Below are 25103 nucleotides of genomic sequence, written 5' to 3'. Positions count from 1 at the left end.
TTCAATTATCGTAAAGGCAGATCGTACTGCATATCATATCTAAGCGGATGAACAAGCTGCGCCTCGGTGTTCAGCGGCACGTTAGGCTGAGCATGCATATCTTTTGCCGATACTGCCTGAGGGATCGCACCAACAATATGCTGTAAGGCTGTCGCCAAAAAATCTTCACGCGGATCACCCAAGGGGTAAATGGTATGTTCGTCAAAGGCAATATCAAAATCCTGCTTTTCTATGTCAGCTGGCAGGCCATCGTTATAATCGATGGAATTATCTTTATTCTCGGCACGCAACACAATGGGCTGCATAGCCCAGTTATGCTTCTCTTCCGGGTCGCTGATGGTGATTGAACCGTAGTACTTACCATGGGTCTTTTCCCCAATCTGAACCACCTCCATATGGGGTGCCAAGCCATAAATCAACATCTCGCTGGCCGAGGCCGTTTTGTAGGTGGTGAGCACATACAGGCGTTCCAGGTTAAGGTTACTAGTGTGTGCAGCCAGGTAATCAAGATTAAACTCACTTCCCAGTTCCAACTCCAGATACTCACTCAGGGCCGGGTTATAACTTGTGCGCAGCAGCACTTCGCCTTCTTTGTTGGCCGGTGCAATCATATTACTGAGCAAAATAGCTGATGATACATCACCTCCACTGTTATATCGTAAATCAACAACCAGATGATCGACGTTATTGGCCTTGAAATCGGCAAATACCGCCTCAAGATCCTTATTGTATTCATCTAAAAAGGATGTATATGCCAGGTAGCCCACCTTAAATCCTTCGTAGGAAATAACCTTCGCTTCCAAAATAGGGTTACTTTGCAACTGCACAGTCTTGATATTAAGAGCAGGTAATTGAGCTGAAATGGACCGATCAGCATAAAGCGTACCCAAGGTAAGCGTGTAAGTATCGCGGTATAATAAATCCAGATAATTCTCATCATCAAGCACCGTATTATCAATTTGCCAGATCACATCGCCACGTTTCAACCCGGCTATATCACCCGGCGATCCGGGCTCGACATACTCAATAAAACCAATCACTTCATTGCTATGGTTATGATCGCGATAATAAAGACGCACGCCATAGCCGGCTGATTTACTAACACCGGAAAGCATTTCTTTCAAGCCCTGATAATCGTCGGTAATAAACGACCAGCGATCTACCTTGCGATAAGTGCATTTCTCAAACAAGTCGAAGGTATTTTCTTCACGTCGGTAATCAAGCTCAGGAATAAGGTGCTCCCAAAAATAATAGGCTCGCATATTTTGGTAAACAAAACCATTTATGTTTTGTACCTCTTTAGGCACCGGATTAATAGGTGAATTACCGGTATCGTCGTCGCAAGCTGAACTAAACAGCAGCGTTAAGCCCAAAAGAAGACAAAGCTGAAAGGACAGTTTTTTCATGGCAGGGGTTTGATGTTAAATTTGCAATGACTAAAATTAATAAATTACAATCATATTACGCTAACATTTAAACTAAAGCTGTGGTTCAGAACAAGAAACATTACCTGATATGGCCGAAAGAAGAAGCGCAAGCCCCATCGCCACGCTCAACGCAGGAGCGTATTAACACGGTGGAACATCTCCGTCGGAAATCCCCACATTTGATAACAGAAGTAAAAAGAAGCCTACCCAACCGCACCCTCCGCTGGCACCAGCGTATTCTATTGTCCAAAGACTATCCGATTAAAAACGGGCAGCAGCCTCAAACCAAAGGCTGTATCGTGTGGACCGACTACTGCATACAGACGCTTCCCCTGCTACTTTACCTGTGTAGCATCAAGCCTGATACTAGCTTTAAGACCATACAGCAATCATTCTTTGCCAACGAAGACCTCACTCAGCCACAATGGAAACAAATTATCGACTACATACAAAAGAATGGTGATAACGAAAATGCACTTACAACAGATGCGCTGGATGGCTGGTATGACGAAGTAAATATTACAAAGCTACGCCCGGCATCGTACCATGCTTTCTACCGCTGGTTTGGTACTGCGCTGAAAGATGTGGGTTACCAGGCCTTTGATATTTTTATGGAGCGGCGCGACGGAAGGATTGCCTGGCAGGGCGCGATTGATGCACATTTGGCAACTTATACTCAGCTGCCGGCAGCTTTAATGAAAATAATTGTTCAAGAGCATCTGCGGCCGCTGCTTGTGTTTGAATAAACACCCGGCCAAAATCTTAAATAAGCCCTTCCCTTAGCCCCACAGAGCAAGGGAAGCAGCTAATAATAGGGTAAAACGGAAATGCGTTATATTACGCGCTTCCGTTTACGATCATTTACTTATTCTGAATTGCCATAATTCGGCTGATGTATTTACCAAGTATATCAAATTCGATGTTGATGGTTGACCCCACTTCAATCTGGTGGAAATTGGTAAACTCATAGGTATAAGGTATGATGGCTACCGAGAACTGATCATCCTTGCTATCCACCACCGTAAGGCTCACACCATTCACGGTTACCGAACCCTTTTCAACAGTCAAATAACCTTCAGCAGCCTTTTCCTTGTCAACTACGTACTGAAAGGTGAAGTACCAGCTGCCATCGGCCTCTTTCACATTAATACAACGAGCCGTCTGATCAACGTGTCCCTGCACAATATGACCATCAAGACGGCCATTCATAATCATGCTGCGCTCCAGGTTTACCTTATCGCCAATTTTTAATAAGCCCAGGTTAGACTTCTCCAAAGTTTCCTTAATGGCTGTTACCGTATAGGTCTTACCCTCTTTCTTAACTACCGTAAGGCAAACGCCGTTATGAGCAATGCTCTGATCAATTTTTAACTCATCGGTGAATGAGCACTCCAAAGTCAAATGAAGATTTCCTTTGTCTTGTTCTAAGCCAACTACTACAGCAGCCTCTTCTACAATACCTGAAAACATATTTAAAGCTCTTTTAATTACAACCTAAGTAACGATTACGAAGCGCTAAATTACCAAATAATTTAAACCTGTAATGAATAGAGCCTCATTAAAGCATGCATTTATTGTTTTAAGGCCATGATATTATTTGTATTTTGTCCCCTTAATTAGCTGACTGGCTTTTTTTGCATCACACAAAAGTTAAAACCATGACAACCGTTAAGACAAAATACCTGGGAGAGCTCCGCACCGAAAATATCCATGTGCAATCGGGAGCCAAAATTATTACCGATGCCCCCTGCGATAACCGGGGCAAGGGACAGTCTTTCTCGCCCACCGACATGTTAGCTACTGCCCTGGGCAATTGCATATTAACCATCATGGGTATTAAAGCCATGGACAACCACATTGATATTGAAGGTACACAGCTTGACATCACCAAGGTAATGGCAGAAAACCCACGCCGTGTTGACGAGGTGATCATGGTATTTACATTCCCCAACAAGGGATACAGCGATGAACAGAAAAAGATAATTGAGAGTGTAGCCGGCACGAGTCCTGTGCCCCTAAGCGTTCATCCCGATTTAAAGCAAAACATCAAATTTATCTGGTAAATGCACCCTAAGATACTTGTTACCGGAGGTACAGGCCTGGTTGGCGCACATTTATTGCATACACTGATCGATAAGGGTGAAAATGTAAGAGCACTTTACCGCTCTAAAAAATCCTTACACTACGTTAAGCAACTGTTTAAACATTATAACAATGACCATTTCGCATCCGTCCAATGGGTGAAGGGTGATTTGCTGGATTACTTCTCCTTGCGTCAGGCGCTGGAAGGCGTGGATACAGTATACCACTGCGCAGCCATGGTATCCTTTAAACCGGCCGACCGCCAAACCATGTTTACGGCCAATGTAGAGGGAACGGCCAACCTGGTGAATGCCGCTATTGATGCAGGCGTTGCACGCTTCTGCCATGTCAGCTCTATCGCCACGCTGGGTAAGTCCTCCAACGGACATCCAATCGACGAACGTAGTTTTTGGCAAAACGATGATAATCATTCAGTTTATTCACAGAGTAAATTCAGGGCTGAGATGGAAGTATGGCGCGGCACCAAAGAAGGTCTGAATGCCATCATTGTTAACCCTTCAGTAATACTGGGGCCTTGCCTGGATGAAAAAAGCTCGGGCCAACTGCTGAACACTTTGAGTAAAAACATGCTTTTTTATACCGGCGGTGGAACCGGCTTTGTTGATGTGCGCAACGTAGTTGAAGCCATGATTGGGCTAACTGCATCTGATGCCCATAATGAACGCTTCATCGTTAATGGCCATAACCTGAGCTACCATGAGCTAATGAATATTGCTGCCCGCATTTTTCAGGTGAAAGCACCTTCCATAAAAGCCAACAGACTGCTTACCGGCATAGCCTGGCGCATTGAACGCCTGCAATACATGCTGTGGCGAAAAGCGCCCAAAATGACCAAAGAAACAGCACGTAGCAGTCAGAATCGCGCTCTCTATTCAACAGAAAAATTAATTGCAACAATGCCCATTGCATACTACTCTATGGAAGATACTCTGGAGAATGTGCGTATGTTTAGGCAATAAAAAAATATCGGATGACTGTATGCACAAGCAAGTGCATAGTCATCCGATAAGTACAATATTATTTATTGACTGAACTACTTAATGCTGCTCACCAATTCTTTAATCACCTTGGTCATTTTAGGCTCGGCAGCAGCGGCCACTTCCTGCACCTCCTCGTGCGATACCTCAACAATTTGACCAGGTACGCCGGAGTCCGTAATAATTGAAATACCAAAACATTGCATATCCATGTGACGCGCCACAATCACTTCGGGCACGGTTGACATACCTACGGCATCGGCTCCCAACACACGGAACATCTTGTATTCTGCTGGCGTTTCAAAGGTAGGACCAGTAGTACCCACATACACACCTTGCTTCAGTTCAATATTATTCTCGGCACCAATGGCCATAGCTTTGGCAATTAAGTCCCGGCTGTAAGGTTCACTCATATCCGGAAAACGAGGCCCCAGTTTATTTTCATTCTTGCCAATTAGAGGGTTGAAACCAAACATGTTTATATGGTCATCAATCACCATGATATCGCCCACGGCATAATCAGGATTAAGACCGCCACTGGCATTGGACACAAAAAGATTGTTAATACCCATTTGTTTCATCACACGCACCGGAAAGGTCACCTGCTTCATGTCATAACCCTCGTAAAAATGGAAACGGCCCTGCATGGCCAAAATGGGCACCTCATTAATGGTACCAAAGATTAAACGGCCACTATGCCCTTCAACTGTTGACACTGGAAAATTAGGAATCTCCTCGTAAGGAATGGACTTTTCAATATTAATTTCCTTTACAAGCCCCCCAAGTCCGGTACCTAAAATAATACCAACGACAGGTTTCAGATTACTTTGAGCCTTAAGGTAATCGGCGGTTACTTTCATTTGTTCTAACATAGTCGTATATTTTATTTTTAAATTGTCTCTCCTCGTCAAAAAGCACCTTAAGACCAATGGGTACGTACCAACACTTCTCCTGAATCTCTTCAGGCATATGCACCATGCGTACCGCATCCTTTTCGGTTGTCAACAGGGTGTCAACGCCGCAGTTCTCAAGACTTGATGCAATCTGCTCTTCATCACCAGAACTAAAATCATGATGATCAGGGTAGATTAGGGTGTCCTCCACCTTGTAATGCTTTGATACATATTCAAAGAAAGGTGCAGGACGGGCAATACCGGCCAATGCTAGTACACGAGTGCCGGATGCTAATTTACCGGATGCCCCCAATGACTGTGGTGAACCATATACAATACTAGTGAAAAACACCTGTTGATCATCGCGCGGGCTTAGCTTTGATATCCATTGAGCACGCTGCTCTTCGGTAAGTGTAGCCGGACATTTATTAACCACAATCAGGTGGGCTCGCGCCTGTCCCCGTGCAGTCTCCCTCAGTCGACCTGCCGGAAAAACACAGTCATCCCACATCGGTCGGTTATAATCAATCACCAATATGGACAGGCCGGGCTTTACATAACGATGCTGATAGGCATCGTCCATAAGCACCACCTGAGCCTGCGTATATTTTTGAATAAGCGCCATTCCTTCAACACGCTTTTCGGCAACTACCACATCAATGCCCGGAAACTTTTGCTTTACCTGAAATGGCTCATCACCGATGGTATGTGCAGTACTGCCGGCATCGGCCAACAGGGCACCTTGTGTACGACGCTTGTAACCACGACTAAGGAGGCACAATTTAAAATCGTCGGTAAGCAGGCGAATGATGTACTCGCTCAAGGGTGTTTTACCGGTACCGCCAACGGTAATATTACCCACCGAAATAATCGGCAGCGAGTAAGTTTGTGAACGCAAAACACCGCGATCGAAACAAAGATTTCGAAGCGTGGTAATCCCGCCATATAGCATGCTAAAAGGATATAATAATTTGCGTAGTTTCATTCGCATTATCGATTTTCTATAGAGTAGCAGGCAGATCACCGGGTCACTGCCTGCCATTTTCCTTAACTCTTATTTTATTTCTAAGTGATAGGGTATGCGTGCCTGTATCTGATAAGCGTTTTTCAGATTCTCCAGCGTAAGCAAATATTTATATTCATCGCCCAGCAAAGACTTACCCACAAACAGGCGTGCCTCACCAGTTAGTTCTTTAACAAACTGCTCAACAGGATCCTCCGCCTTGGGCAGTTCCACCACGCGGTATTCTTCAAGGGCGCTCGCCTCCTTAGCCAATTCAAGGGCTTTATTCAAACCCCCTATTTCATCTACAAGATTAATATCGAGAGCATTAAGGCCGCTCCATACACGCCCCTGGCCAATCTCATCAATGGCTTCCTTGGTAGTATTACGCCCATCTGCGCAACGACCAATAAAAGTATCGTAACCCTTAACAATATAGGCCTGGAGCAAAGCTTTTTCCTCCTTACGGAAAGGACGCGTCAGGCTAGGCATATCGGCAAACTCATTGGTTTTAACACCATCAAAACTAAGCCCTACCTTTTTTGTTAACTCCTCGGCATTGGGTATCATACCGAATATACCAATGGAACCTGTTAAGGTAGTAGGATTAGCCACAATCTTATCGGCTACACAAGAGATATAATAACCACCCGAGGCGGCATAGTTACCCATGGATACAATAACAGGCTTTGTTTCCTGCGCCAACTGCACTTCGCGCCATATTATTTCGGAACCTAGCGCTGATCCTCCCGGTGAATTAACCCGGAACACAATGGCCTTGATCGAACTATCGCGGCGTGCCTTACGGATGGTTTTAGAGAGCTTATCCGACTTAATGCCTTCTGTGGAGGTACCATCAATATCACCTTCGGCGTAGATAACAGCGATCTTATCTTTAACAAAGCCTTTGCCATCGGACACATATACCTTTGCATATTTACTGTTCTTAACAGCCGACAGATCATCTTCTTCATCCACATCAATAAGTTCTTTCAACTCACCAATCACCTCGTCCTTATATTTTAATCCATCAATCAAACCGGCTTCCAGCAGCATTTCACCGGAACGAAACATAGGCATTTGATCGGCCAGGTTAGATACCTGCTCAGGCGTAAGACCACGTGCCTCTGCAATTCCCGATTTCAGGTGATCCCACATGGAATGCAGATAAACTTCAGTTTGTAAACGCGCCGGCTCACTCATCTCATCAAGCAAGAAGGGCTCAACGGCCGACTTAAACTTACCGTGCTTAAAAACCTGCATCTCCACACCAATCTTCTCTAAGGTTTTCTTAAAGAAAGTGCGCTCGGCATACATACCTTTTAGTTCCAGCATACCCGATGGATTCAGGTATACTTTATCAGCAACCGATGCCAGGTAATAAGCTTTCTGCGTGTAAATGGGTGAAAAACTGTAGATGAATTTACCCGATGTTTTAAAATCAATAAGGGCATTACGTATCTCTTCAATAGTAGCATATCCGGCCTGCACCATTCCCGACTCGAGCACAATACCAGAAATATTTTCGTCGCGCTTGGCTTTCTCAATGTTTTTGAGCAATCGGTTCAGACCTTCTGGTACTGGTTTGCCGGTAACTGATGCCATGGCATCGGCAAACGGATCTTCTGTGACACGATCCACGATGGGACCGTTTAGATCGAGCAGCAGAATCGTATTTTCACTTATCTTTGTTTCCTTATCGCCAAGGGCAGCCATGGCCGAGAACATGCCAACAAGCATAATTAGCAAGACAAAGGCGGCCACAATTCCGCCGGCAAAAGTGGCTAGTAGATATTTAAAAAATTTAACCATAATGATAAAATTGGGTTTAAGCGCGTTGAGTCGTTCAACAGCATCTAAACAAAAGTATTAAAAAAATCACTTATAGTTACAGTCAATCTCAACGATACAAATATAGTGAACCATTTGGTCGGTTTTAACTTCTAATGCATTAAATTTTAATATGAATACGATTATCTTATTGTTAGGTGGAAATGAAGGTGATGTGATCGCATCCATCAAAGAGGCGGTTCAGCTATTGGCAGAACGACTTGGAAAACCCCTGGCCAGCTCCCACTATTATGAAAGTGAACCCTGGGGTTTTAAGGCATCACAGAATTTTATCAACCAGGTGGTAGCCTTTCACTCACACGTAGATGCAATTGAAATATTGAACTTTACCCAGATGATAGAGAAAAGACTGGGGCGAAAAACAAAAACCGGAACGCATTATGCATCCCGGCCCATTGATATAGATATATTATTTATTGACGACCAACACATTCAACTACCCCGGCTGACAGTGCCTCATCCGCGGCTTCATGAACGCATGTTTACCTTACTACCGCTTACCGAGCATTGGAAGAAATGGCGGCACCCCGTGCTGAATAAAACAGTGCAGGAATTGCTTATCGCATGCGATGATAAGGGCCTTGTAAGGCGGCTTGATTAAATTTTACTGCCATAGGCCAGATCACCGGCATCGCCAATACCAGGTATAATATAAGCCTTGGAGTTAAGTTCGGCATCAACAGCCCCCAACCACAAGGTTACAGGTTCGTTCTTAAACACATCCTGCACATAATCAACACCATCCTGGCTTGCTATTAAAGAGACAATATGAACGTGGCGTGGTCTTCCCTTTACCCGCAAAGCCTTATAGGCCATTTCAATGGATGTACCCGTAGCCAACATGGGATCGCTCAGCAACACCACTTTATCATCCAGCGAGGGTGAAGAAATATATTCAATATGAATATCAAAATCTCCCTTTTCGTTATACTTGCGATAGGCCGATACAAAAGCATTCTCAGCACGGTCGAAATAGTTTAGTAAACCCTGATGCAATGGTAATCCAGCCCGCAGGATAGAAGCAATTACCGGTTCTTCACACATCACATTCTCCTTGGCTACCCCCAACGGTGTGGTCACATCTTTCACCTCGTGCGGAAGTATTTTACTGATCTCATAAGCCAGAATCTCTCCCATGCGCTCTATATTACGACGAAAACGCATAGGGTCGGTCTGAATGGATGTATCCCGAATCTCGGCAATAAAACGGTTGAAAATACTTTGCTGTTGATTGAAAATTATTGTTTGCATAATTGTTATGTAAGTTCTTCCTTGTATATATCCCACTCATAATCGCGAGACTTAGGCTTAACTTGAATGTGGCCGACACCTCTTGTGACAGTTGATTTTGATGGCACCTCACAATCAATGACACAGCCTGCACCAATGGTCACCTCGTCCCCGATTTTGCATCCCGGCAAAATTACGCAATTTGCTCCAATCCACACATTATTACCAATAATTACTCCCCTTTTAGCTGATATTTTTCTTCCATCGTATTTATCGTGGTTGGTGGTAACAATGGTAATATTCGGCCCAAACTCCACATTATCACCGATTTTTAAACCTCCGTATGCATTAATAATAGGTTCCCAAATTATCACCCGGATCTGTCATAATTCCTTTCTCAATAAATTCCCAGCCCAGAATTTTACTTCTAAAGTCGACAGGCCATGGTACCTTTCGATTAAACCCAACAATTTTTTGCATAAAGAAAAAGCGCCACAAAACTTGATAATGGGTTATATAACCGTTAATCGGACGCTTATACTGAGGGTAAATAACCTTCACTATAGGACGAAATAACAATAAATCGAATCTATTAAGTATTTCTTTAATCATTTACAAAATAGGATTTAGTGACTTTTCTTATTAAATGAAGTTCTTTTTTACTGATCCTTAAACAGCCCATTGAAGAAGAATTACTTTCTAAGAACCTTTTGAGCAGATATACTAATACGACGAAGCTAACAACTGAAGAACTTATTCCAGCTCCCACTAATCCAAAATAGTTTACAAGTAAAATTGATAAAGTAAAAACACCGGCTAAAGCGATTAAAATTGAGTGTGTTATTGCCTTTTGATTACCTGTTCCTATATAAAATGTTCTAATAAATATAGTCCCAGTTTCAGATACTGAATAAACAAATAGGGACAGTAAAATCCAGCGAAGCCCTTCAAAGTCATCTCCTAACGCCCAATTCCATATGGAGGAGGGTACCATCATTAAAAAACAGAGAACAACAATAGTTAAGGTCATTGTAAATTTCATGAAGAAAATTGTTGCCTTATATTCATTATTGCTCCTAACTGACACTGCTTTTGACAAAAGAACTGTGGAAATACTATTAGCTAAATTTTTGACTAGTTCAACAAACTGTAACCCAAGACTAAAAATACCTAATTCTGCCATCGACAAAAATTTCAACAAAATAAAATAATTCCCCCGCTCGTAAGAGATTTGTAAGACCTGATTTAATTGTGCACGAAACCCAAAACGCAGTATTTCATGAAAACTATTGTTATTACCACCTCTTTTAAAATGATGTTTGACAAAATGAATTAAGGCTATAAAAACAGAAAAACCATAGGCCGTAATAAGCGATAAAATATGAATGGTGACATCCTGCCATATTTTACTATAGAAGTAGGCTGAAAGTGATTGTATAAGAATCAGAGTTACCGTAAAAAAATTATAACTCTTCACAAAACCTACTCCTAGGTTGTAATTCTGAAAAAACGCCAGAGCGGCACTTAAAAAAACCAATACAGGGATAGCAAATAACACTTCATCATCAAAAGATCTGAGGACATTAATATTTGCCTGCAACAAAAAAAGCAACAGAAGCACAACTAAAGAACTACCCAATACAATTGCAAAGGCAAGACTTAAAAGATATTTAGCCTTAACTTTACCAGCATAATAAACAGTACTATTTCCTGTTAGAACGCCACATGGCAAAGCACTAAAGTAAATTATTAAATTAAGAAAAACTACCTGACCATAAAGATGGGCTCCTATATTCGTATACAACAGTGCAATACACAGATTTAAGGCAACTACAACTCCCCTACTAAAAACGGTATTAAAAACTTTTGTAATCACTTCTCACCGATAAACACTCGTTCAGTATTCCCACTACCAAGCGAATTAATAGAAATCCTTTGAGGTGAATATTCCTTGTGATAATTGAATTCATATACTTCAAAACCTACATTCTGAAGATGCTCATAGAAGTCCTCACCACGAAGTCGACAGATATCAGCACCATACCGCTTCATACGCTCTTTGCTACTTAAGCTTACCTCCTGCGTCACTTCTCGATCTAATATAGCCGTAATGATTATCGCCCTACCCCCTTTTTTTAACACCCTATGAATTTCTGATAAAGCCAGTTCCTCATCAGTAACTTCGACTAATACATGTGAACATATTACAAGATCAAAGGTATCACTCTCAAAAGGGATGCTAGTAATATCTACCAAATGATCAGCCAAATTAGGATTCAAATCAGCTGAGTAATACTTAATATTTGATAGCTTCTTCAAATTTTGCTCAATCCCCCTTTCAGGAGCAAAATGAAGAACAGACAAGTTCCGTTCTCTAACGCATTCTTCCTCCACAAGGTAATGCCATAATACCCGAGTCCGTTCCAAAGATAAACAATAGGGACACTTAGCATTTTGGCGAATAATATGCCCATGTGACAAGAACTTACGATAACTTCTTCTGCACACATTACACTCATATTTGCCACCTCGAAGAAAAAAACGATTAATTCTAGTTAGCTCCCTTCTAATAGTAAGGCGCGCGCGCTCAGAAATCATTTCTTTATATATTTCTTTAATCATATTTTCTTACTCCTATAATTTTTCCAAAATTTAGTCCAAAGTTACTACTTGAGTAACAAAATTTTTTAACGACAAATCCATGATCTTCTAGGATATCTGCAATCCATTTACCATTTAATCGTTGATCTTTATTGTCATGAAACTCCATTGAGATCACACTGATCTTTGCAAATACATCTGACGGCATATACTTCAGTATTTCATATTCAGCCCCCTCACAGTCCATCTTTAAAAAATCAACATGATCTAAATTGTAACATGACAGAAGGTTTTCTAATGTTTGTGTTTGAATCGGCACTTTTGGTGATTCCCTGCAGGAAACCAAAGTATGATTTAAGGATTCTGATAAATACAGATACGACTGGCCAACTTCATGACTAATTGCTGAGTTTTCTATACTAACTTTATTCCGTACGTAACGAGTGTTAGAAACCAATAGTGAATAATTATTAGCTTCCGGCTCTATAGCAATTACTTTTCCTTTAGACCCAATATTATTAGCTGCAAAAATAGAAAAATATCCAACGTTGGCACCTATATCAATTACTACCGCATCTTCATAAAACGGAAAATAATCTGAATACTCTCTATCGACAAACACCTCCTTCATGAGATTTAAATATGGTTTATTTTGCTTATAATCCAATACCAACCCATTATACCGAACAATATCAGCAAACTGCCTACTCTTGGATTCCCTCAATAACCATCGAATAATCTTTCGTACCACTTAACGCTGTAAATTAAATAAATATTGAAATCTATGCTTGAGACGCCAATTCTTCAGCATCTTTAATAATCTTGATAACTCCTGGTGCTCAAACATAGGATAGTAATTAGCTGTTGCACCAAATCCCCCATTAAACTCTGCTATCCCCTTTACATCAGACCCGGCAAAATCTAAAAATTTGTCCTCACCACTATGACTTTTAATAAACAAGTCAACCAGCCCAAACGAACACTTATATTTCTTACCAGTATCATTAGATGCATGGATGATAACGGAGCGCTTCTTCCCAGATAAGAAAAAAGCTGATGACACTGGCTCTCCTTCATGAGTTGCTGTATAAAGCTCACCACAAGAACGGCTGATGGATGAATGAATCAGCCTACTCAGACGAATATGATGTTTTCGGGGTACTCGCAAAAATTCACGCCCTTGCCACATTTCCTCTTTCAGTCTCAACAATTGATTAGGATCTTCATTGATTAACACTTCTAAATCAAAGCGATTGAATCGATTTACATTTCGTTTATGCCCATGCGAATACGCCGCTCGAAGATCTGAATAATCCTTATTCAATGAAAGTAAATAAGTACATCGCCTTTTGCAGAATGAGCTATTAAAATCAAAGTTACTTATCGCAACACTACTATAAGCAATCAATTTATAATATTTAGTAAGTTCTTTACATACTTTCTCAAACAGCAGCACAATGGGGGTACTACTACTAAAAATACCATAGTTTTGAATATCATAAGGCATTTGAAGATGCTTACTTCCCATCACATTTGTAGAAGTTAATGGCATCACTCCTTTATAATCCTCCACAACAATCCCCACCCATTCAGGATGAATAATATCTAATACCCATGTATAGGCCATCGGGCTTTCATTTCCTGAATTCTGCACACAACAATCCCATTTCTCATCACTTATCGCACTACGACTTAATAAGCTTAACTCATATCCTTCAACATTAATTTTTATCATTACCTTCTAATTACATTTACGCCTAAGTATTTCCTGGCTGCCGCTTTTAACTTATAAAAAAACAAAATCTTCTTCGCTGAATAATTCCACTCCATTGGTATTCTTTGAAAGTTCATGGGCAACACATCCTGTTTAATACCTGCCGTACCAAAACTAATATCGAACAAGTTATTATCACGAAAGCTATTAAATAGATCGACCGAAATACCATCGTCGGTAAACGGAAAGGCAAATGCCTTGCACTGCAGCTTACATCGCATATCAATTTCCTCGAAGCAATCTGCTACCTGACGGGTCGCCTGTAAACTATCAACATCTTTAAGCAAGGGGTGATCTACACTATGTGCGCCTAGAGAAAAACCCTGCTTCTGCAATATTTCAATTTGCCTCCAGGACATATAAGGTTTTTCTTCCTCTAAAAAGTTCTGAAAATCTAAGTCATAATCAATTGCAAATTGATCAAGTAAGCCTTCTTCTCCATAAGACACTTTCATTAATTCCTCTTCAACTACAGCACTATGTATACCACTACCCTTAAGGTGCTCATTTATTAGCGAAGCCTTGAAACGAAAAAGCATTCTTTTATTATCTACAAAAGCTGTATTAATAAAAAAAGTAGCAGGAATTCCCTTCTTAAGCAAAATTGGAGCAATAATATCATAGCACTGCCGCAGTCCATCATCAAAGCTTAAATGAACAACAGGCTTGGTCAAACCAGAAAACGACCTCAATGAAAGACTGTAAAACTCATCTAAATCCACATAATCATATTGCTCTCCAATATACTCAATATCAGAAATAAACTCACTTACTGTCTTTACATAGAACAAGCTTTTTACATGCGGTAATTCATCATCACTAACTACATGGTAAAAAGGCAAAATATATGGTAGTGATTGAAACAAAACCTCAATTTTTTCGATTATAACTAAATAACGACTAATATGCCTGAATATTGTTAAAGGCAAGAATGCACTACTGTAAGAAAATAATACTTTCTTTTAAACGTTTCCCTATACAAAAACAAGCCTTGAGCACACAAAAAAAAATAAAAAAAGCCACCATAATAACCACCAGTGAGCTGGCCACAGACCATCGACTGCACAAGCTGGCTGGCACCTTACAGCAGGCAGGCTATGAGTGTGAGTTTGTATGCCGCATAAAAAACGGTCACTTACCCTACCATGGCAAGTATCCGGTACGGACCTTAAATACCCTTTGGCAAAGAAGCCCCCTCTTCTATTTGATGTACAACCTGCGCATTTTCCTGCACCTGCTTTTCCATAAAACGGATTTAATCGTATCCATTGACCTGGACACTTTGGTAGGCTGTGGCATGGCCAAACTTCTTAAGAGTAGTAAGCTACTGTTCGACAGTCATGAATATTTCCCCGAATCGCCTGAAATCAGTGCTAAGCCCCTTATAAAAAACACCTGGCTGTTGGCACAAAAAATCTTCATTCCCCTAGTTGATATTGGCGTCACCGTGTGTCAACCCATTGCCGAAATTTTCCAAAAAAAATACGGTAAAAGCTTTCTGGTGATACGCAATGCCCCGCAGAAACAAACCCAAACATCAAAACAAGTAAATGCGGCCGATAACAGTAAGTTCACTATTCTTTACCAGGGGGCAGTGAATGAAGGTAGGGCGCTACGCGAGCTGGTACAGGCCATGCATCAAATCGAACGAGGACAGTTGGTAATAATCGGTGATGGTGATATTTTTGAGGAGTTACGTGCACTGGCAGCGCCACTGGGCAATAAGGTAATAATGCGGGGCAAAGTACCTTTTAACGAGCTAAATTATTACACAAGCCAGGCCGATCTGGGCGTGGCTTTGCTCAATAATATGGGGCTAAACAACTACTATGCCTTGCCCAATCGCCTTTTCGATGCCCTACATGCCGGACTTCCCATGCTGGGCATTAATTTTCCGGAGATAAAAGGTTTTATTGAAGAACACAGCTTTGGAATTACCATCGACAGTGTTGCACCCGAGGAAATAGCCAAGGCCATTAATAAGCTGATTGATCAGCCCGAGCCGCTGAAGCAGTGGCGAAACAACGCGCTTAAGGCTAAATTAAATGTCAATTGGGAGAATGAAACGGCACCTCTTCTGAAGGCGCTAAAAACAATGAATTAATAAAGATTACTTAGGTAAGTTCCTTCTCGTGTTTGCGCAAGAGGTAAACAATACCATAGTCGGCACATTTCAGCCGTTTATCGTCACCTTCAATAGTATCGAAATGCGCTTCCACCTCATTCCAGATATTGAGCACAAGACGATCAGCCACACCTCGAAGTTCTGTAACCTTTTCGTGCATCTTTTGCGTGGTTACCAGCAGGTTTTTATGATTGTTAAAATACTCTAAAAACTTTTCATACTTGACGCGCACCATGGCAATCGATGGGTTATAAATACGTGAACCACCCGTCATACTGCGCTTCTCCTCTCCTTCCACCACGCGTTTTCCAACTTGCAACAATTGCTGCTCAGTACCCAATTCAGGAACGGCCTTATCATCCACATCAAACCCATAATATTTCCGTACCTCAGGTTTCATCTCGCCCCGGGCAATGCAAAAATTTAGTACCTGAATAAAATGTGAAACATATAAACGTGTAACTTTAAACTGATCTCCCAAAAGCTTGCCAAATTTTGCCTGTCGATCCTTGCTGTAATTATATTGCGCTATAGCTTGTTCGTACTGTGGTAAGAAAGACTGAAGCTCCAGAAACAACTTGTAACTATAGGCCAAATCAAAAGGTGTCAGCTGCATACCCTTACCCAAGGCTGCTTTTAAAGCTCGCAGACGAGCCTGATCGGTATTTGGTAAACGACGGTATGGCATGTTGTTTCCGGTTGAAAAAGTGATGTTGGCACTTAAAAATAGAAAAAATATAGACCACCAACAAACATCTTAAATGTAATCACGTTTATAAAGTATTTTTATTATCCAAAAGATTCGTCATTGAAACAAAGATGTTCGTCATAACGAAGCACATGTTTGTAAAAACGTATTTTTTAAATAAAGGTTACTATTTTCTTATAATCAAAAACCGGAAGCATAAAAAAAGAGCTGCTCCAAAGAACAGCTCTTTTCAAATATATCCCTAACCAGGGTGTATTAGTCCTGTAGTTTTGCCTTTAAGAACTCACGGTTCAGACGGGCGATGTTCGAAATAGATATACCCTTAGGACACTCTACCTCGCAAGCACCAGTGTTGGTACAGTTACCAAAACCCAGCTCATCCATTTTTGCCACCATATTTTTAGCACGACGGGCGGCTTCTACCTTACCCTGTGGTAACAGGGCAAGGTGACTTACCTTAGCCGATACAAATAACATGGCCGAACCATTTTTACACGTTGCCACACAAGCACCACAACCAATACAAGAAGCGGCATCCATAGCCTCATCCGCATCAATCTTTGAAATTGGAATGGCATTGGCATCCGGCACACCACCTGTACTTACAGATGTATAGCCACCAGCGGCAATAATACTATCAAAGGCGTTACGGTTTACAATCAAATCTTTGATTACCGGGAAACCAGCTGAGCGCCATGGCTCAATGGTGATGGTTTCACCATCTTTGAATTTACGCATATGCAGCTGACAAGTGGTCACATCATCATCGGGCCCGTGCGGACGACCGTTGATGTATAACGAACACATACCACAGATACCCTCGCGACAATCATGATCGAAAGCAACCGGCTCGTTACCTTCGTTGATCAACTGCTCATTCAGGATGTCCATCATCTCAAGGAACGAGCTACCGGTAGATACTTCCTCTAACTTGTAAGTTTCAAAACGACCTTTCTCTTTCGGTCCGTTCTGACGCCAAACCTTTAGAGTCAAACTTATATTTTTTTCCATTTTTCTCTGTTTAACTTATGAACAATAATGACCTACGAGATTATTTGTAGTTACGTTGAGCAACTTTTACAACTTCAAAAGTCAGTTCTTCTTTATGCATAACAGGTGCTTTGTCTTCACCCTGATACTCCCAACATCCTGCGTAAGCAAACTTATCATCCTGACGTTGTGCTTCACCTTCTTCCGTCTGATATTCTTCGCGGAAGTGACCACCACAAGACTCTTCGCGGTGCAAGGCATCACGCGCCATCAAATCACCAATCTCGATGAAATCAGCCAAACGAGAAGCTTTCTCCAACTCCACATTCATGCCTTCGCCAGATCCTGGAATACGCAAGTTGCTGTAGAATTCTTTTTTGATGGCCGCAATTTTCTCAATAGCCTTCTCCAAGCCTTCTTTGTTACGTGCCATACCTACGAAATCCCACATTACCAGACCCAGCTCTTTGTGGATGCTGTCAACGGAACGATTTCCTTTAATGGACAATAGCTTCTCAAATTTATCTTTGGCAGCCTTTTCTGCTTCAACAAATTCTTTTTCATCACCCGTCATACGCGGTGTTGAAATATCATCGGCCAAGTAATTCTGAATAGTATATGGAAGAACGAAATATCCATCAGCTAATCCCTGCATCAAAGCAGAAGCACCTAGACGGTTAGCGCCGTGGTCGGAGAAGTTAGCCTCACCTGCAGCAAATAAACCAGGAACGGTTGTTTGCAATTCATAATCAACCCAGATACCACCCATTGTGTAGTGAATAGCCGGATAAATCATCATAGGTGTTTCATACGGATTATCATCAACAATCTTTTCGTACATCTGGAATAAGTTTCCGTAACGGGCACGGATAGCATCCTCACCTAAACGCTCAATGGCCGATTTAAAGTCAAGATAAACTGCCAAGCCAGTATTACCCACACCAAAGCCGGCATCACAACGCTCCTTAGCAGCACGTGACGCCACGTCACGCGGCACCAGGTTACCGAAGGCAGGGTAACGACGCTCCAGATAATAATCGCGATCTTCTTCGGCAATCTGTGTTGGTTTTAATTTACCGGCACGGATGGCTTCAGCATCTTCTTTCTTTTTAGGCACCCAAATACGTCCATCATTACGCAATGACTCTGACATCAAAGTCAGTTTCGACTGAAACTCACCGTGAACAGGAATACAAGTTGGGTGAATCTGGGCGAAACATGGGTTGGCAAAAGCAGCACCTTTCTGGTAAGCTTTGATAGCGGCAGAACCGTTTGAACCCATCGCGTTGGTTGACAGGAAGAAAGCGTTTCCGTAACCACCTGTAGCTAGAACAACTGCGTGACCAAAGTGACGCTGGAATTCTCCGGTAACCAGATCGCGGGCAATAACACCACGTGCCTTACCTTCGACCATAACAATGTCAACAATCTCGGTACGAGTATATAAATCAACAGTACCGGCATTTACCTGACGCATCAACGCCTGGTAAGCACCAATCAACAGCTGCTGACCGGTCTGACCTTTAGCGTAGAACGTACGGCTCACCTGAGCTCCACCGAATGAACGGTTATCCAGCAAACCCCCATATTCACGGGCAAAAGGTACACCTTGCGCCACACACTGGTCAATAATGTCGTTACTTACTTCAGCCAAACGGTGTACGTTGGCTTCACGAGCGCGGTAGTCACCACCCTTTACAGTATCGTAGAATAAACGGTGAATTGAATCACCATCGTTTGGGTAGTTTTTTGCAGCATTGATACCACCCTGTGCAGCAATGGAGTGCGCACGACGTGGTGAATCCTGAATGGTGAAGTTCTTTACATTGAAACCCATTTCACCAAATGAAGCAGCCGCCGAAGCACCTGCTAATCCGGTTCCTACTACAATAATATCTAACTTACGCTTATTAGCGGGGTTAACCAGTTTTTGGTTAGCCTTATAATTGGACCACTTCTCGGCCACAGGGCCTTGTGGTATTTTTGAATCTAATTTCATATCAATGATGTTTTTAGACGTTACGATTAATAAACAACATGCTGAACAACGGCAATGGTAACGAAACCAAGCCCTACGATCCAGGCAAATGCAATGCCGGCAACCGTCCAACGCTTACGCCAAATGTTATTGCTTAATCCCAGCGTTTGAAAAGCTGACCAGAAACCATGAGTCAGGTGAATGGTTAAGCCCAAAGAACCAACTACGTAAAGGATCACACGCCATAGATCATCGAATGCCACATTTACCAAAGCATAAGTATCGTGCATTTCAACACCACCAATGGTTACTTTTTGAGCGGCATGCGTAATTTGCAATGGCACCCAGTAATCAATTAGGTGAACGATTAGGAAGGCTGATACCGTCAATCCTAACACGAACATGTTTTTCGAAGCCCACATTACATCCTGGGTTTTGTTACCCGATGCATATTTGGCCGAACCGCGCGCTTTGTTGTTTTGTGCCGTAAGAATGGCTGCATAAATAATATGCACGATAAAACCGGCAAATAACACAGGCTGCAATCCATACTTGATCAATGGCATGGCCATAAAGTTGGCTGCAATGTTAAACGCCTCACCACCATCAGGCACAAGCAACAGTAAGTTAATGGAAAGGTGGATGATTAAGAACACCACCAAAAAAAGTCCTGATAAGCTCATCAGTAACTTTCTTCCAATTGAGGAACCAAAAATAGTACTCATAGGAATCCCTTTTTTAATTATTTAAATATGAAAAACTAATTTGTTCTATAAGGCTGCAAATGTATGCCTGAAAGCGCCGTTGGGCAAATAATATTAGAGAATTAATTCTATATTTATATCAATTCTAATTAACCGCTACTTTAAACGAATTACACTTACATCATTTTTAATACTTATTATCATACTTTAGGTAAAATTTACATTTCTCACAAAGCCTCAGCATTTTCTTCACTTCCTTAAACCAAGCAACTAATTTAACCCATTCTTAGCCGGTAATCAAAAAATAAAAGCACAACACAAAAGGCATCCTAGACGTGCCCTACACCCTGTTGCTCAGATGGTTTTTGATTTATTGTAAAGTTTTCTATTTTTGTGTAAACGAATAGATTAACGCAATCATATATTCTGACCATGCAAGAAGAGATAGATTTAATACTGGACGATGCCAAAGAGCGAATGACAAAAGCCATCGAACACCTTGATAACGAACTGGGTAAGATACGCGCCGGTAAGGCCAACCCCAAAATGTTAGAGGGTGTGTTGGTAGATTACTACGGCAGCATGTCACCCTTAAGTCAAGTAGCTAACTTAAGCACCCCGGATCCACGCACCATTGCCATTCAACCCTGGGAGAAGCAGTTGATTGGCGCCATCGAAAAAGCTATTTTAGCAGCTAACCTAGGCTTAAATCCGGATAATAACGGTGACATCATCCGCATTAATATTCCACCATTAACCGAAGAACGCCGTAAAGATCTGGTAAAACAGGCCAAATCGGTTTGTGAAGATACTAAAGTAAGCTTCCGTACTACACGCCGCGATTGTAATGAAGAACTCAAGAAGCTGAAAAAAGACGGTCTCTCGGAAGACCTGGAAAAAGATGCTGAGGCAGAAGTACAACAAATTACCGATGGTTTTGTAAAGAAGGTAGATGAAATGTTTATCGTCAAAGAAAAAGACATCCTGACGGTTTAAAAATCACACATTGAAAATATTCGAGAGCTGTTCCTTTCTGGGGCAGCTCTTTTTTATGTTGGCAATTCAACCTATGGAATTCGCGGAATTATATGGTTCGCTTTTTACATTCAACCCACTCCGGGGTTGCGGTAATATGATGAATAAATGCCATGGGTGTAACCCATGGCTATAAACATTTAAGCCCTCCGGGCTTAAAACCACTTCCCCCAAAAAACATACTTATGGACACTCGTGATTCAGTGGGTTATCCTACAGCTGATTTCCCCCGTCAGCTCTTAACTGTGACATCCCTCCAGGGTTGATAAACAACTTAATTTTAAACAAAAAAGGAATGCCAATATTGACATTCCTTCTTCTATCTTTTAAGCATTTGCTTTGATACCTATACACATTTTGTGTTATTCGGTGACCACCAACTCACCCGACAGGATTTTTAAAGCTCTCTCGTCCTTATACTGTTCCATCAGGGTTTTCAGGCCACCTTTAAGCTCGTCAATCTTATCAGCATACTCCGGATTATCATAGAGATTATTCATCTCGTTAGGATCTTCCTGCAGGTCATATAGCTCCCATTTGCTAATGTCATAGTAGAAATGCACCAGCTTATAACGCTTTGTACGAATACCAAAATGACGCTTCACCATGTGTTCGTTGGGGAACTCATAGTAGTGGTAATAAATAGCATCGCGCCATTTACCCTTGCTTTCGTTCTTGAACAGCGGCACCAGCGAACGTCCATGCATATCGGCAGGCACGTCGTTACCGGTCAGCTCCAAAAAGGTTGGTGCATAGTCAATATTTTGTACCATCTCGGCTACCTTACCATTGCGCTCGTATCCCTTGGGTAGGTGCATCAACAGCGGGGTACGCAGAGACTCCTCGTAGATGAAGCGCTTGTCGAACCAACCGTGCTCACCCATGTAGAAACCTTGATCCGATGTATAAACAATCAGTGTGTTATCCATCAAACCCTCTTTCTCCATGTAATCAATTAAACGTCCTACGTTGTTATCCAGCGATCGCACACAGGCCAGATAATCGCGCATATAACGCTGATACTTCCATTCGTAAAGATCATTACCTTCCAGTTCAGCCTTCTTAAAATCCTCAATAATCGGATCGTAGTGCTCATCCCAACGGGCACGCTGTTGCTCATCGAGACGGGCAAGAGCACCGGTACGGTACCAACCTCCATAACGGGTTTTAATCTCATCCTCTTTATCGGCCATCTTCAGGTCATAAACCACATCCATGTCATCGCTACGAATGCTCAGGTGCTGCTCAGCTGCTGCCTGACGCCCTTTGTAATCATCATAGAAAGTCTCAGGTAATGGATACGATTTATCTTTAAACTCATCCAGATGGGCCGTATCAGGCATCCATACGCGGTGAACCGCCTTGTGATGTACCAGCAGACAGAAAGGTTTGTCCTTGTCGCGCTTATCCATCCAGTCCATACTGAAGTCAGTAATCAAATCGGTTACATAACCCTGATGCTGCACTTTTTCGCCCATATCAATAAAATCCGGATTATAATAACTTCCCTGCCCAGGCAGAATATTCCAATAATCAAATCCGGTAGGCGTTCCTCCCAGGTGCCATTTACCAATTATAGCTGTTTGGTAACCATCCTTTTGCAGCAGCTTAGGGAAAGTCTGTTGCTGACCGTTAAAAACACCGGAGTTAGTAGCAAAGCCATTGGCATGACTGTGCTTACCCGTAAGCATCACCGCACGGCTAGGACCACAAATGCTATTGGCCACAAAACTATTGGTAAAAGTTATACCATCGTCGGCCAAACGATCGAGGTTTGGGGTGTTAATAAAGCGGTCGTCGTAAGCACTAAGTGTTTGATAAGCATGATCATCGGTCATGATAAAAAGGATATTGGGCTTCTTTACCACTTCCTTCTTAGGTGATTGACACGACGTTACTGCCATCAAAACCAACAGCGCCTGAATAAGCCTGTTTTTCATTACTAATTATTTTAATGGTTAATTATGGATGTGTGCCTAATGCACCACATCTTTCTGTTAATAAAATTGGTTGTTTTCTTTCCGGCCCCTAAGTTAATATGAAGTTTTTAATCCGATTGTTTTTATTTCTGAATTATTCCACATTCAAACCTCAGCTTATTGGCTAACTCTATTCGGTGTAATAACCGCTCAAAAACCATAATAAATATCGATGAAAGCGCAATATCACAGAAATAGTTGCAATGAAAAAAGGCTCCGTCGCAGATGACGGAGCCTTTTTTATAATATGTGTGTTAGCAATTAATCCCAGCCTGGATTATTGGGTCTCAAATTAGGGTTCAAAGCCATTTCATTAATGGGTAATGACAAGAGGTAATTCTTCTCCGTAAAGTCAGGAGCAGCAGTAACTCTTTGTCCATAAACATCAAATGAACCATTGGGTAATATACCAAGACCACTTTCAAGCTTCTCAATTTCTTCAGGAGAATAGAGTGATGGATCCGGCACAAAACCAGCTCGTTTTTTATTTAATACATGTCCTATTTTCCATCGCAGAATATCGTAAAAGCGAAGTCCTTCTCCGAAAGTTTCAACCCTACGTTCGCGACGAATTTCACGAATAAGATCTGCGTTGCCACCGGCTATGTTAGGATACATTTCCTGAAGGCGCGGATCGGGAGTAGGCGCTGTTGTAAGCGGTACATCAAAACCCACACGCTCTCTTAATTTATTCACCGTTACGTCGAGAACAGCCTGCATATCTTCATCTCCTAACTCTGCACAAGCTTCGGCATAAATAAGCAGGATTTCAGCAAACCTAAATATAGGAGCATCAATACTTCCCTGATGGTGAGCTGATTGATCTTCATCGGGGTTGTAAAATTTAACAACAGGATATCCGGTTGAAGAGGCGCCTTTATCTGCCCACTTATATTTACTATTTTCTGATTTTGTCAGATCAATTTTTTCATTATTGACCGTAATCTCATTAAGAGAATTAAAAAGGTTAGCTATTGCCACACGTTTGCCTTCCAGAAAATAAGTAAACTCTCCATCGGCCGGGGTTGCAATTGTTTGCAGCATCCTGGGGTCACGATTCTCCAATTCGGCAATTAAACCTTCACCGGGAGTATGCAGCGGGCTGCTGGCAAGCGGTAGACCATCAATTGACAGATAGTCATCGGCCAAACTTTTTGATATACCAAAAGGAATTTCTCCAGTTGCCATTTGACGTGAGACATTATTTGCCTTCGCTTGCGCAGGGTCGTACTCTTTTGACAAGATCACCTCGGAGTTACCATTATAACTCGTTTGGATAAATAGTTCGTAATAGCTCTTTTCGGGCTTGCTACCTTTAAAAAGCGAGTAACCATATTCCGGCTTCATCAATTCCGCAGCCGCATTTTTGGCCAGTGTGAAATACTTTTCTGCATCGCCGCCACCATGATAACGCCGCCAGCTTGCTTCAAACAAACATACGCGCGCTTTAAGAGCCAAAGCAGCATCTTTACTCACCCTTGAAACAATCTGCTTTTTGGGTAGGGCTTCAATTGCCGTATCTAAATCACGAATTATATTAGTTACTACAATCTCACGTGAATCACGCCCATTATACAATTCTGAACTTCCGGTCTCCAGTACCTCATCATACCAAGGCAGGTCACCAAAATCCATCAACTTATTGAAGTAGGGATATTCATAAGTTGACTTATATCTTTGATATCTAGATAATTATTACTATCTTAAAAGTATAACAAAACCCC

25 protein-coding genes are annotated in these 25103 nt (G+C 41.9%); 6 read left to right on the top strand and 19 right to left on the bottom strand.

Annotated elements, in window-relative coordinates; genetic code table 11:
* Positions 1-5 precede the first annotated feature (5 nt).
* Entirely contained in the window at positions 6-1406 is a 1401-nt protein-coding gene (locus ACRD7A_RS17625) for a S41 family peptidase (RefSeq protein ID WP_430812661.1), read from the bottom strand.
* A gap of 80 nt (positions 1407-1486) precedes the next feature.
* Here ACRD7A_RS17625 and ACRD7A_RS17620 point away from each other — a divergent pair, with 80 nt between their 5' ends.
* Positions 1487-2173, top strand: coding sequence for a hypothetical protein (locus ACRD7A_RS17620; RefSeq protein ID WP_430812660.1), 687 nt, complete (start codon positions 1487-1489; stop codon positions 2171-2173).
* 115 nt (positions 2174-2288) lie between these two features.
* Here the strand turns inward: ACRD7A_RS17620 and ACRD7A_RS17615 are convergent, their stop codons facing one another.
* Entirely contained in the window at positions 2289-2897 is a 609-nt protein-coding gene (locus ACRD7A_RS17615) for a riboflavin synthase (RefSeq protein ID WP_430812659.1), read from the bottom strand.
* A 188-nt stretch (positions 2898-3085) separates the two neighbouring features.
* Between ACRD7A_RS17615 and ACRD7A_RS17610 the strand changes: the two genes are divergently transcribed.
* Complete coding sequence (locus ACRD7A_RS17610; RefSeq protein ID WP_430812658.1) at positions 3086-3490, top strand: OsmC family protein; 405 nt, start codon at positions 3086-3088, stop codon at positions 3488-3490.
* Entirely contained in the window at positions 3491-4489 is a 999-nt protein-coding gene (locus ACRD7A_RS17605; protein WP_430812657.1) for an NAD-dependent epimerase/dehydratase family protein, read from the top strand. It abuts the gene before it with no gap.
* Between the two features lie 74 nt (positions 4490-4563).
* Here ACRD7A_RS17605 and ACRD7A_RS17600 read toward each other — a convergent pair whose 3' ends face one another.
* From ACRD7A_RS17600 to sppA, 3 genes are all read right to left on the bottom strand, one after another.
* The gene (locus tag ACRD7A_RS17600) at positions 4564-5379 is read right to left on the bottom strand and encodes a purine-nucleoside phosphorylase (protein WP_430812656.1); all 816 of its coding nucleotides are present in this window, start codon (positions 5377-5379) and stop codon (positions 4564-4566) included.
* Positions 5342-6385 (bottom strand): tetraacyldisaccharide 4'-kinase, encoded by a 1044-nt coding sequence (gene lpxK / locus ACRD7A_RS17595; protein WP_430812655.1) that lies wholly within the window; start codon positions 6383-6385, stop codon positions 5342-5344. The genes ACRD7A_RS17600 and lpxK overlap by 38 nt, the downstream gene beginning before the upstream one ends.
* 69 nt (positions 6386-6454) lie before the next feature.
* Positions 6455-8215, bottom strand: a complete 1761-nt coding sequence (gene sppA / locus ACRD7A_RS17590; RefSeq protein ID WP_430812654.1) for a signal peptide peptidase SppA — start codon at positions 8213-8215, stop codon at positions 6455-6457.
* Positions 8216-8366: 151 nt separating this feature from the next.
* On the opposite strand from sppA, the gene folK reads away from it, so the two are divergent.
* Positions 8367-8855, top strand: a complete 489-nt coding sequence (folK, locus tag ACRD7A_RS17585) for a 2-amino-4-hydroxy-6-hydroxymethyldihydropteridine diphosphokinase (protein ID WP_430812653.1) — start codon at positions 8367-8369, stop codon at positions 8853-8855.
* Here folK and upp read toward each other — a convergent pair.
* The 8 genes from upp to ACRD7A_RS17545 form a co-directional block, all read right to left on the bottom strand.
* A complete protein-coding gene (gene upp, locus ACRD7A_RS17580) occupies positions 8852-9505 on the bottom strand; it encodes a uracil phosphoribosyltransferase (protein ID WP_430812652.1) in 654 nt (217 codons plus the stop codon). The genes folK and upp overlap by 4 nt on opposite strands.
* A gap of 5 nt (positions 9506-9510) precedes the next feature.
* Complete coding sequence (locus ACRD7A_RS17575; protein WP_430812651.1) at positions 9511-9858, bottom strand: acyltransferase; 348 nt, start codon at positions 9856-9858, stop codon at positions 9511-9513.
* The gene (locus tag ACRD7A_RS17570; RefSeq protein WP_430812650.1) at positions 9833-10096 is read right to left on the bottom strand and encodes a hypothetical protein; all 264 of its coding nucleotides are present in this window, start codon (positions 10094-10096) and stop codon (positions 9833-9835) included. Before ACRD7A_RS17570 ends, ACRD7A_RS17575 begins: the two co-directional genes overlap by 26 nt.
* Positions 10089-11360 carry a lipopolysaccharide biosynthesis protein gene (locus ACRD7A_RS17565; RefSeq protein ID WP_430812649.1) on the bottom strand — a complete coding sequence of 424 codons (1272 nt, stop codon included), beginning with the start codon at positions 11358-11360 and terminating at the stop codon, positions 10089-10091. The genes ACRD7A_RS17570 and ACRD7A_RS17565 overlap by 8 nt, the downstream gene beginning before the upstream one ends.
* Positions 11357-12106, bottom strand: a complete 750-nt coding sequence (locus tag ACRD7A_RS17560) for a class I SAM-dependent methyltransferase (protein WP_430812648.1) — start codon at positions 12104-12106, stop codon at positions 11357-11359. Before ACRD7A_RS17560 ends, ACRD7A_RS17565 begins: the two co-directional genes overlap by 4 nt.
* The gene (locus tag ACRD7A_RS17555; protein WP_430812647.1) at positions 12099-12752 is read right to left on the bottom strand and encodes an FkbM family methyltransferase; all 654 of its coding nucleotides are present in this window, start codon (positions 12750-12752) and stop codon (positions 12099-12101) included. Before ACRD7A_RS17555 ends, ACRD7A_RS17560 begins: the two co-directional genes overlap by 8 nt.
* A gap of 84 nt (positions 12753-12836) precedes the next feature.
* Positions 12837-13820 (bottom strand): GNAT family protein, encoded by a 984-nt coding sequence (locus ACRD7A_RS17550; protein ID WP_430812646.1) that lies wholly within the window; start codon positions 13818-13820, stop codon positions 12837-12839.
* Complete coding sequence (locus ACRD7A_RS17545) at positions 13820-14725, bottom strand: polysaccharide deacetylase family protein (RefSeq protein WP_430812645.1); 906 nt, start codon at positions 14723-14725, stop codon at positions 13820-13822. Before ACRD7A_RS17545 ends, ACRD7A_RS17550 begins: the two co-directional genes overlap by 1 nt.
* 125 nt (positions 14726-14850) lie before the next feature.
* Here ACRD7A_RS17545 and ACRD7A_RS17540 point away from each other — a divergent pair, with 125 nt between their 5' ends.
* Positions 14851-15963 (top strand): glycosyltransferase, encoded by a 1113-nt coding sequence (locus ACRD7A_RS17540; RefSeq protein ID WP_430812644.1) that lies wholly within the window; start codon positions 14851-14853, stop codon positions 15961-15963.
* A 10-nt stretch (positions 15964-15973) separates the two neighbouring features.
* Here the strand turns inward: ACRD7A_RS17540 and ACRD7A_RS17535 are convergent, their stop codons facing one another.
* The 4 genes from ACRD7A_RS17535 to ACRD7A_RS17520 all read right to left on the bottom strand — a co-directional run bounded on the left by ACRD7A_RS17535 (position 15974) and on the right by ACRD7A_RS17520 (position 20386).
* Positions 15974-16672 carry a hypothetical protein gene (locus ACRD7A_RS17535; RefSeq protein WP_430812643.1) on the bottom strand — a complete coding sequence of 233 codons (699 nt, stop codon included), beginning with the start codon at positions 16670-16672 and terminating at the stop codon, positions 15974-15976.
* A gap of 276 nt (positions 16673-16948) precedes the next feature.
* On the bottom strand, positions 16949-17704 hold the full coding sequence (locus ACRD7A_RS17530; protein WP_430812642.1) for a succinate dehydrogenase/fumarate reductase iron-sulfur subunit: 756 nt from the start codon (positions 17702-17704) through the stop codon (positions 16949-16951).
* Positions 17705-17744: 40 nt separating this feature from the next.
* Positions 17745-19682 carry a fumarate reductase/succinate dehydrogenase flavoprotein subunit gene (locus ACRD7A_RS17525; protein WP_430812641.1) on the bottom strand — a complete coding sequence of 646 codons (1938 nt, stop codon included), beginning with the start codon at positions 19680-19682 and terminating at the stop codon, positions 17745-17747.
* A 26-nt stretch (positions 19683-19708) separates the two neighbouring features.
* Positions 19709-20386, bottom strand: a complete 678-nt coding sequence (locus tag ACRD7A_RS17520; protein ID WP_430812640.1) for a succinate dehydrogenase cytochrome b subunit — start codon at positions 20384-20386, stop codon at positions 19709-19711.
* 411 nt (positions 20387-20797) lie between these two features.
* On the opposite strand from ACRD7A_RS17520, the gene frr reads away from it, so the two are divergent.
* A complete protein-coding gene (frr, locus tag ACRD7A_RS17515; protein ID WP_430812639.1) occupies positions 20798-21361 on the top strand; it encodes a ribosome recycling factor in 564 nt (187 codons plus the stop codon).
* A gap of 401 nt (positions 21362-21762) precedes the next feature.
* Here the strand turns inward: frr and ACRD7A_RS17510 are convergent, their stop codons facing one another.
* The gene (locus tag ACRD7A_RS17510; protein WP_430812638.1) at positions 21763-23340 is read right to left on the bottom strand and encodes a sulfatase family protein; all 1578 of its coding nucleotides are present in this window, start codon (positions 23338-23340) and stop codon (positions 21763-21765) included.
* A gap of 300 nt (positions 23341-23640) precedes the next feature.
* Positions 23641-25014, bottom strand: coding sequence for a RagB/SusD family nutrient uptake outer membrane protein (locus ACRD7A_RS17505; RefSeq protein ID WP_489672208.1), 1374 nt, complete (start codon positions 25012-25014; stop codon positions 23641-23643).
* Positions 25015-25103: the final 89 nt, after the last annotated feature.

It is taken from the genome of Carboxylicivirga longa, assembly GCF_050589825.1.
GTDB classification, from domain to species: Bacteria; Bacteroidota; Bacteroidia; order Bacteroidales; family Marinilabiliaceae; genus Carboxylicivirga; species Carboxylicivirga longa.
This window is presented reverse-complemented; position numbering and strand designations above follow the sequence as displayed.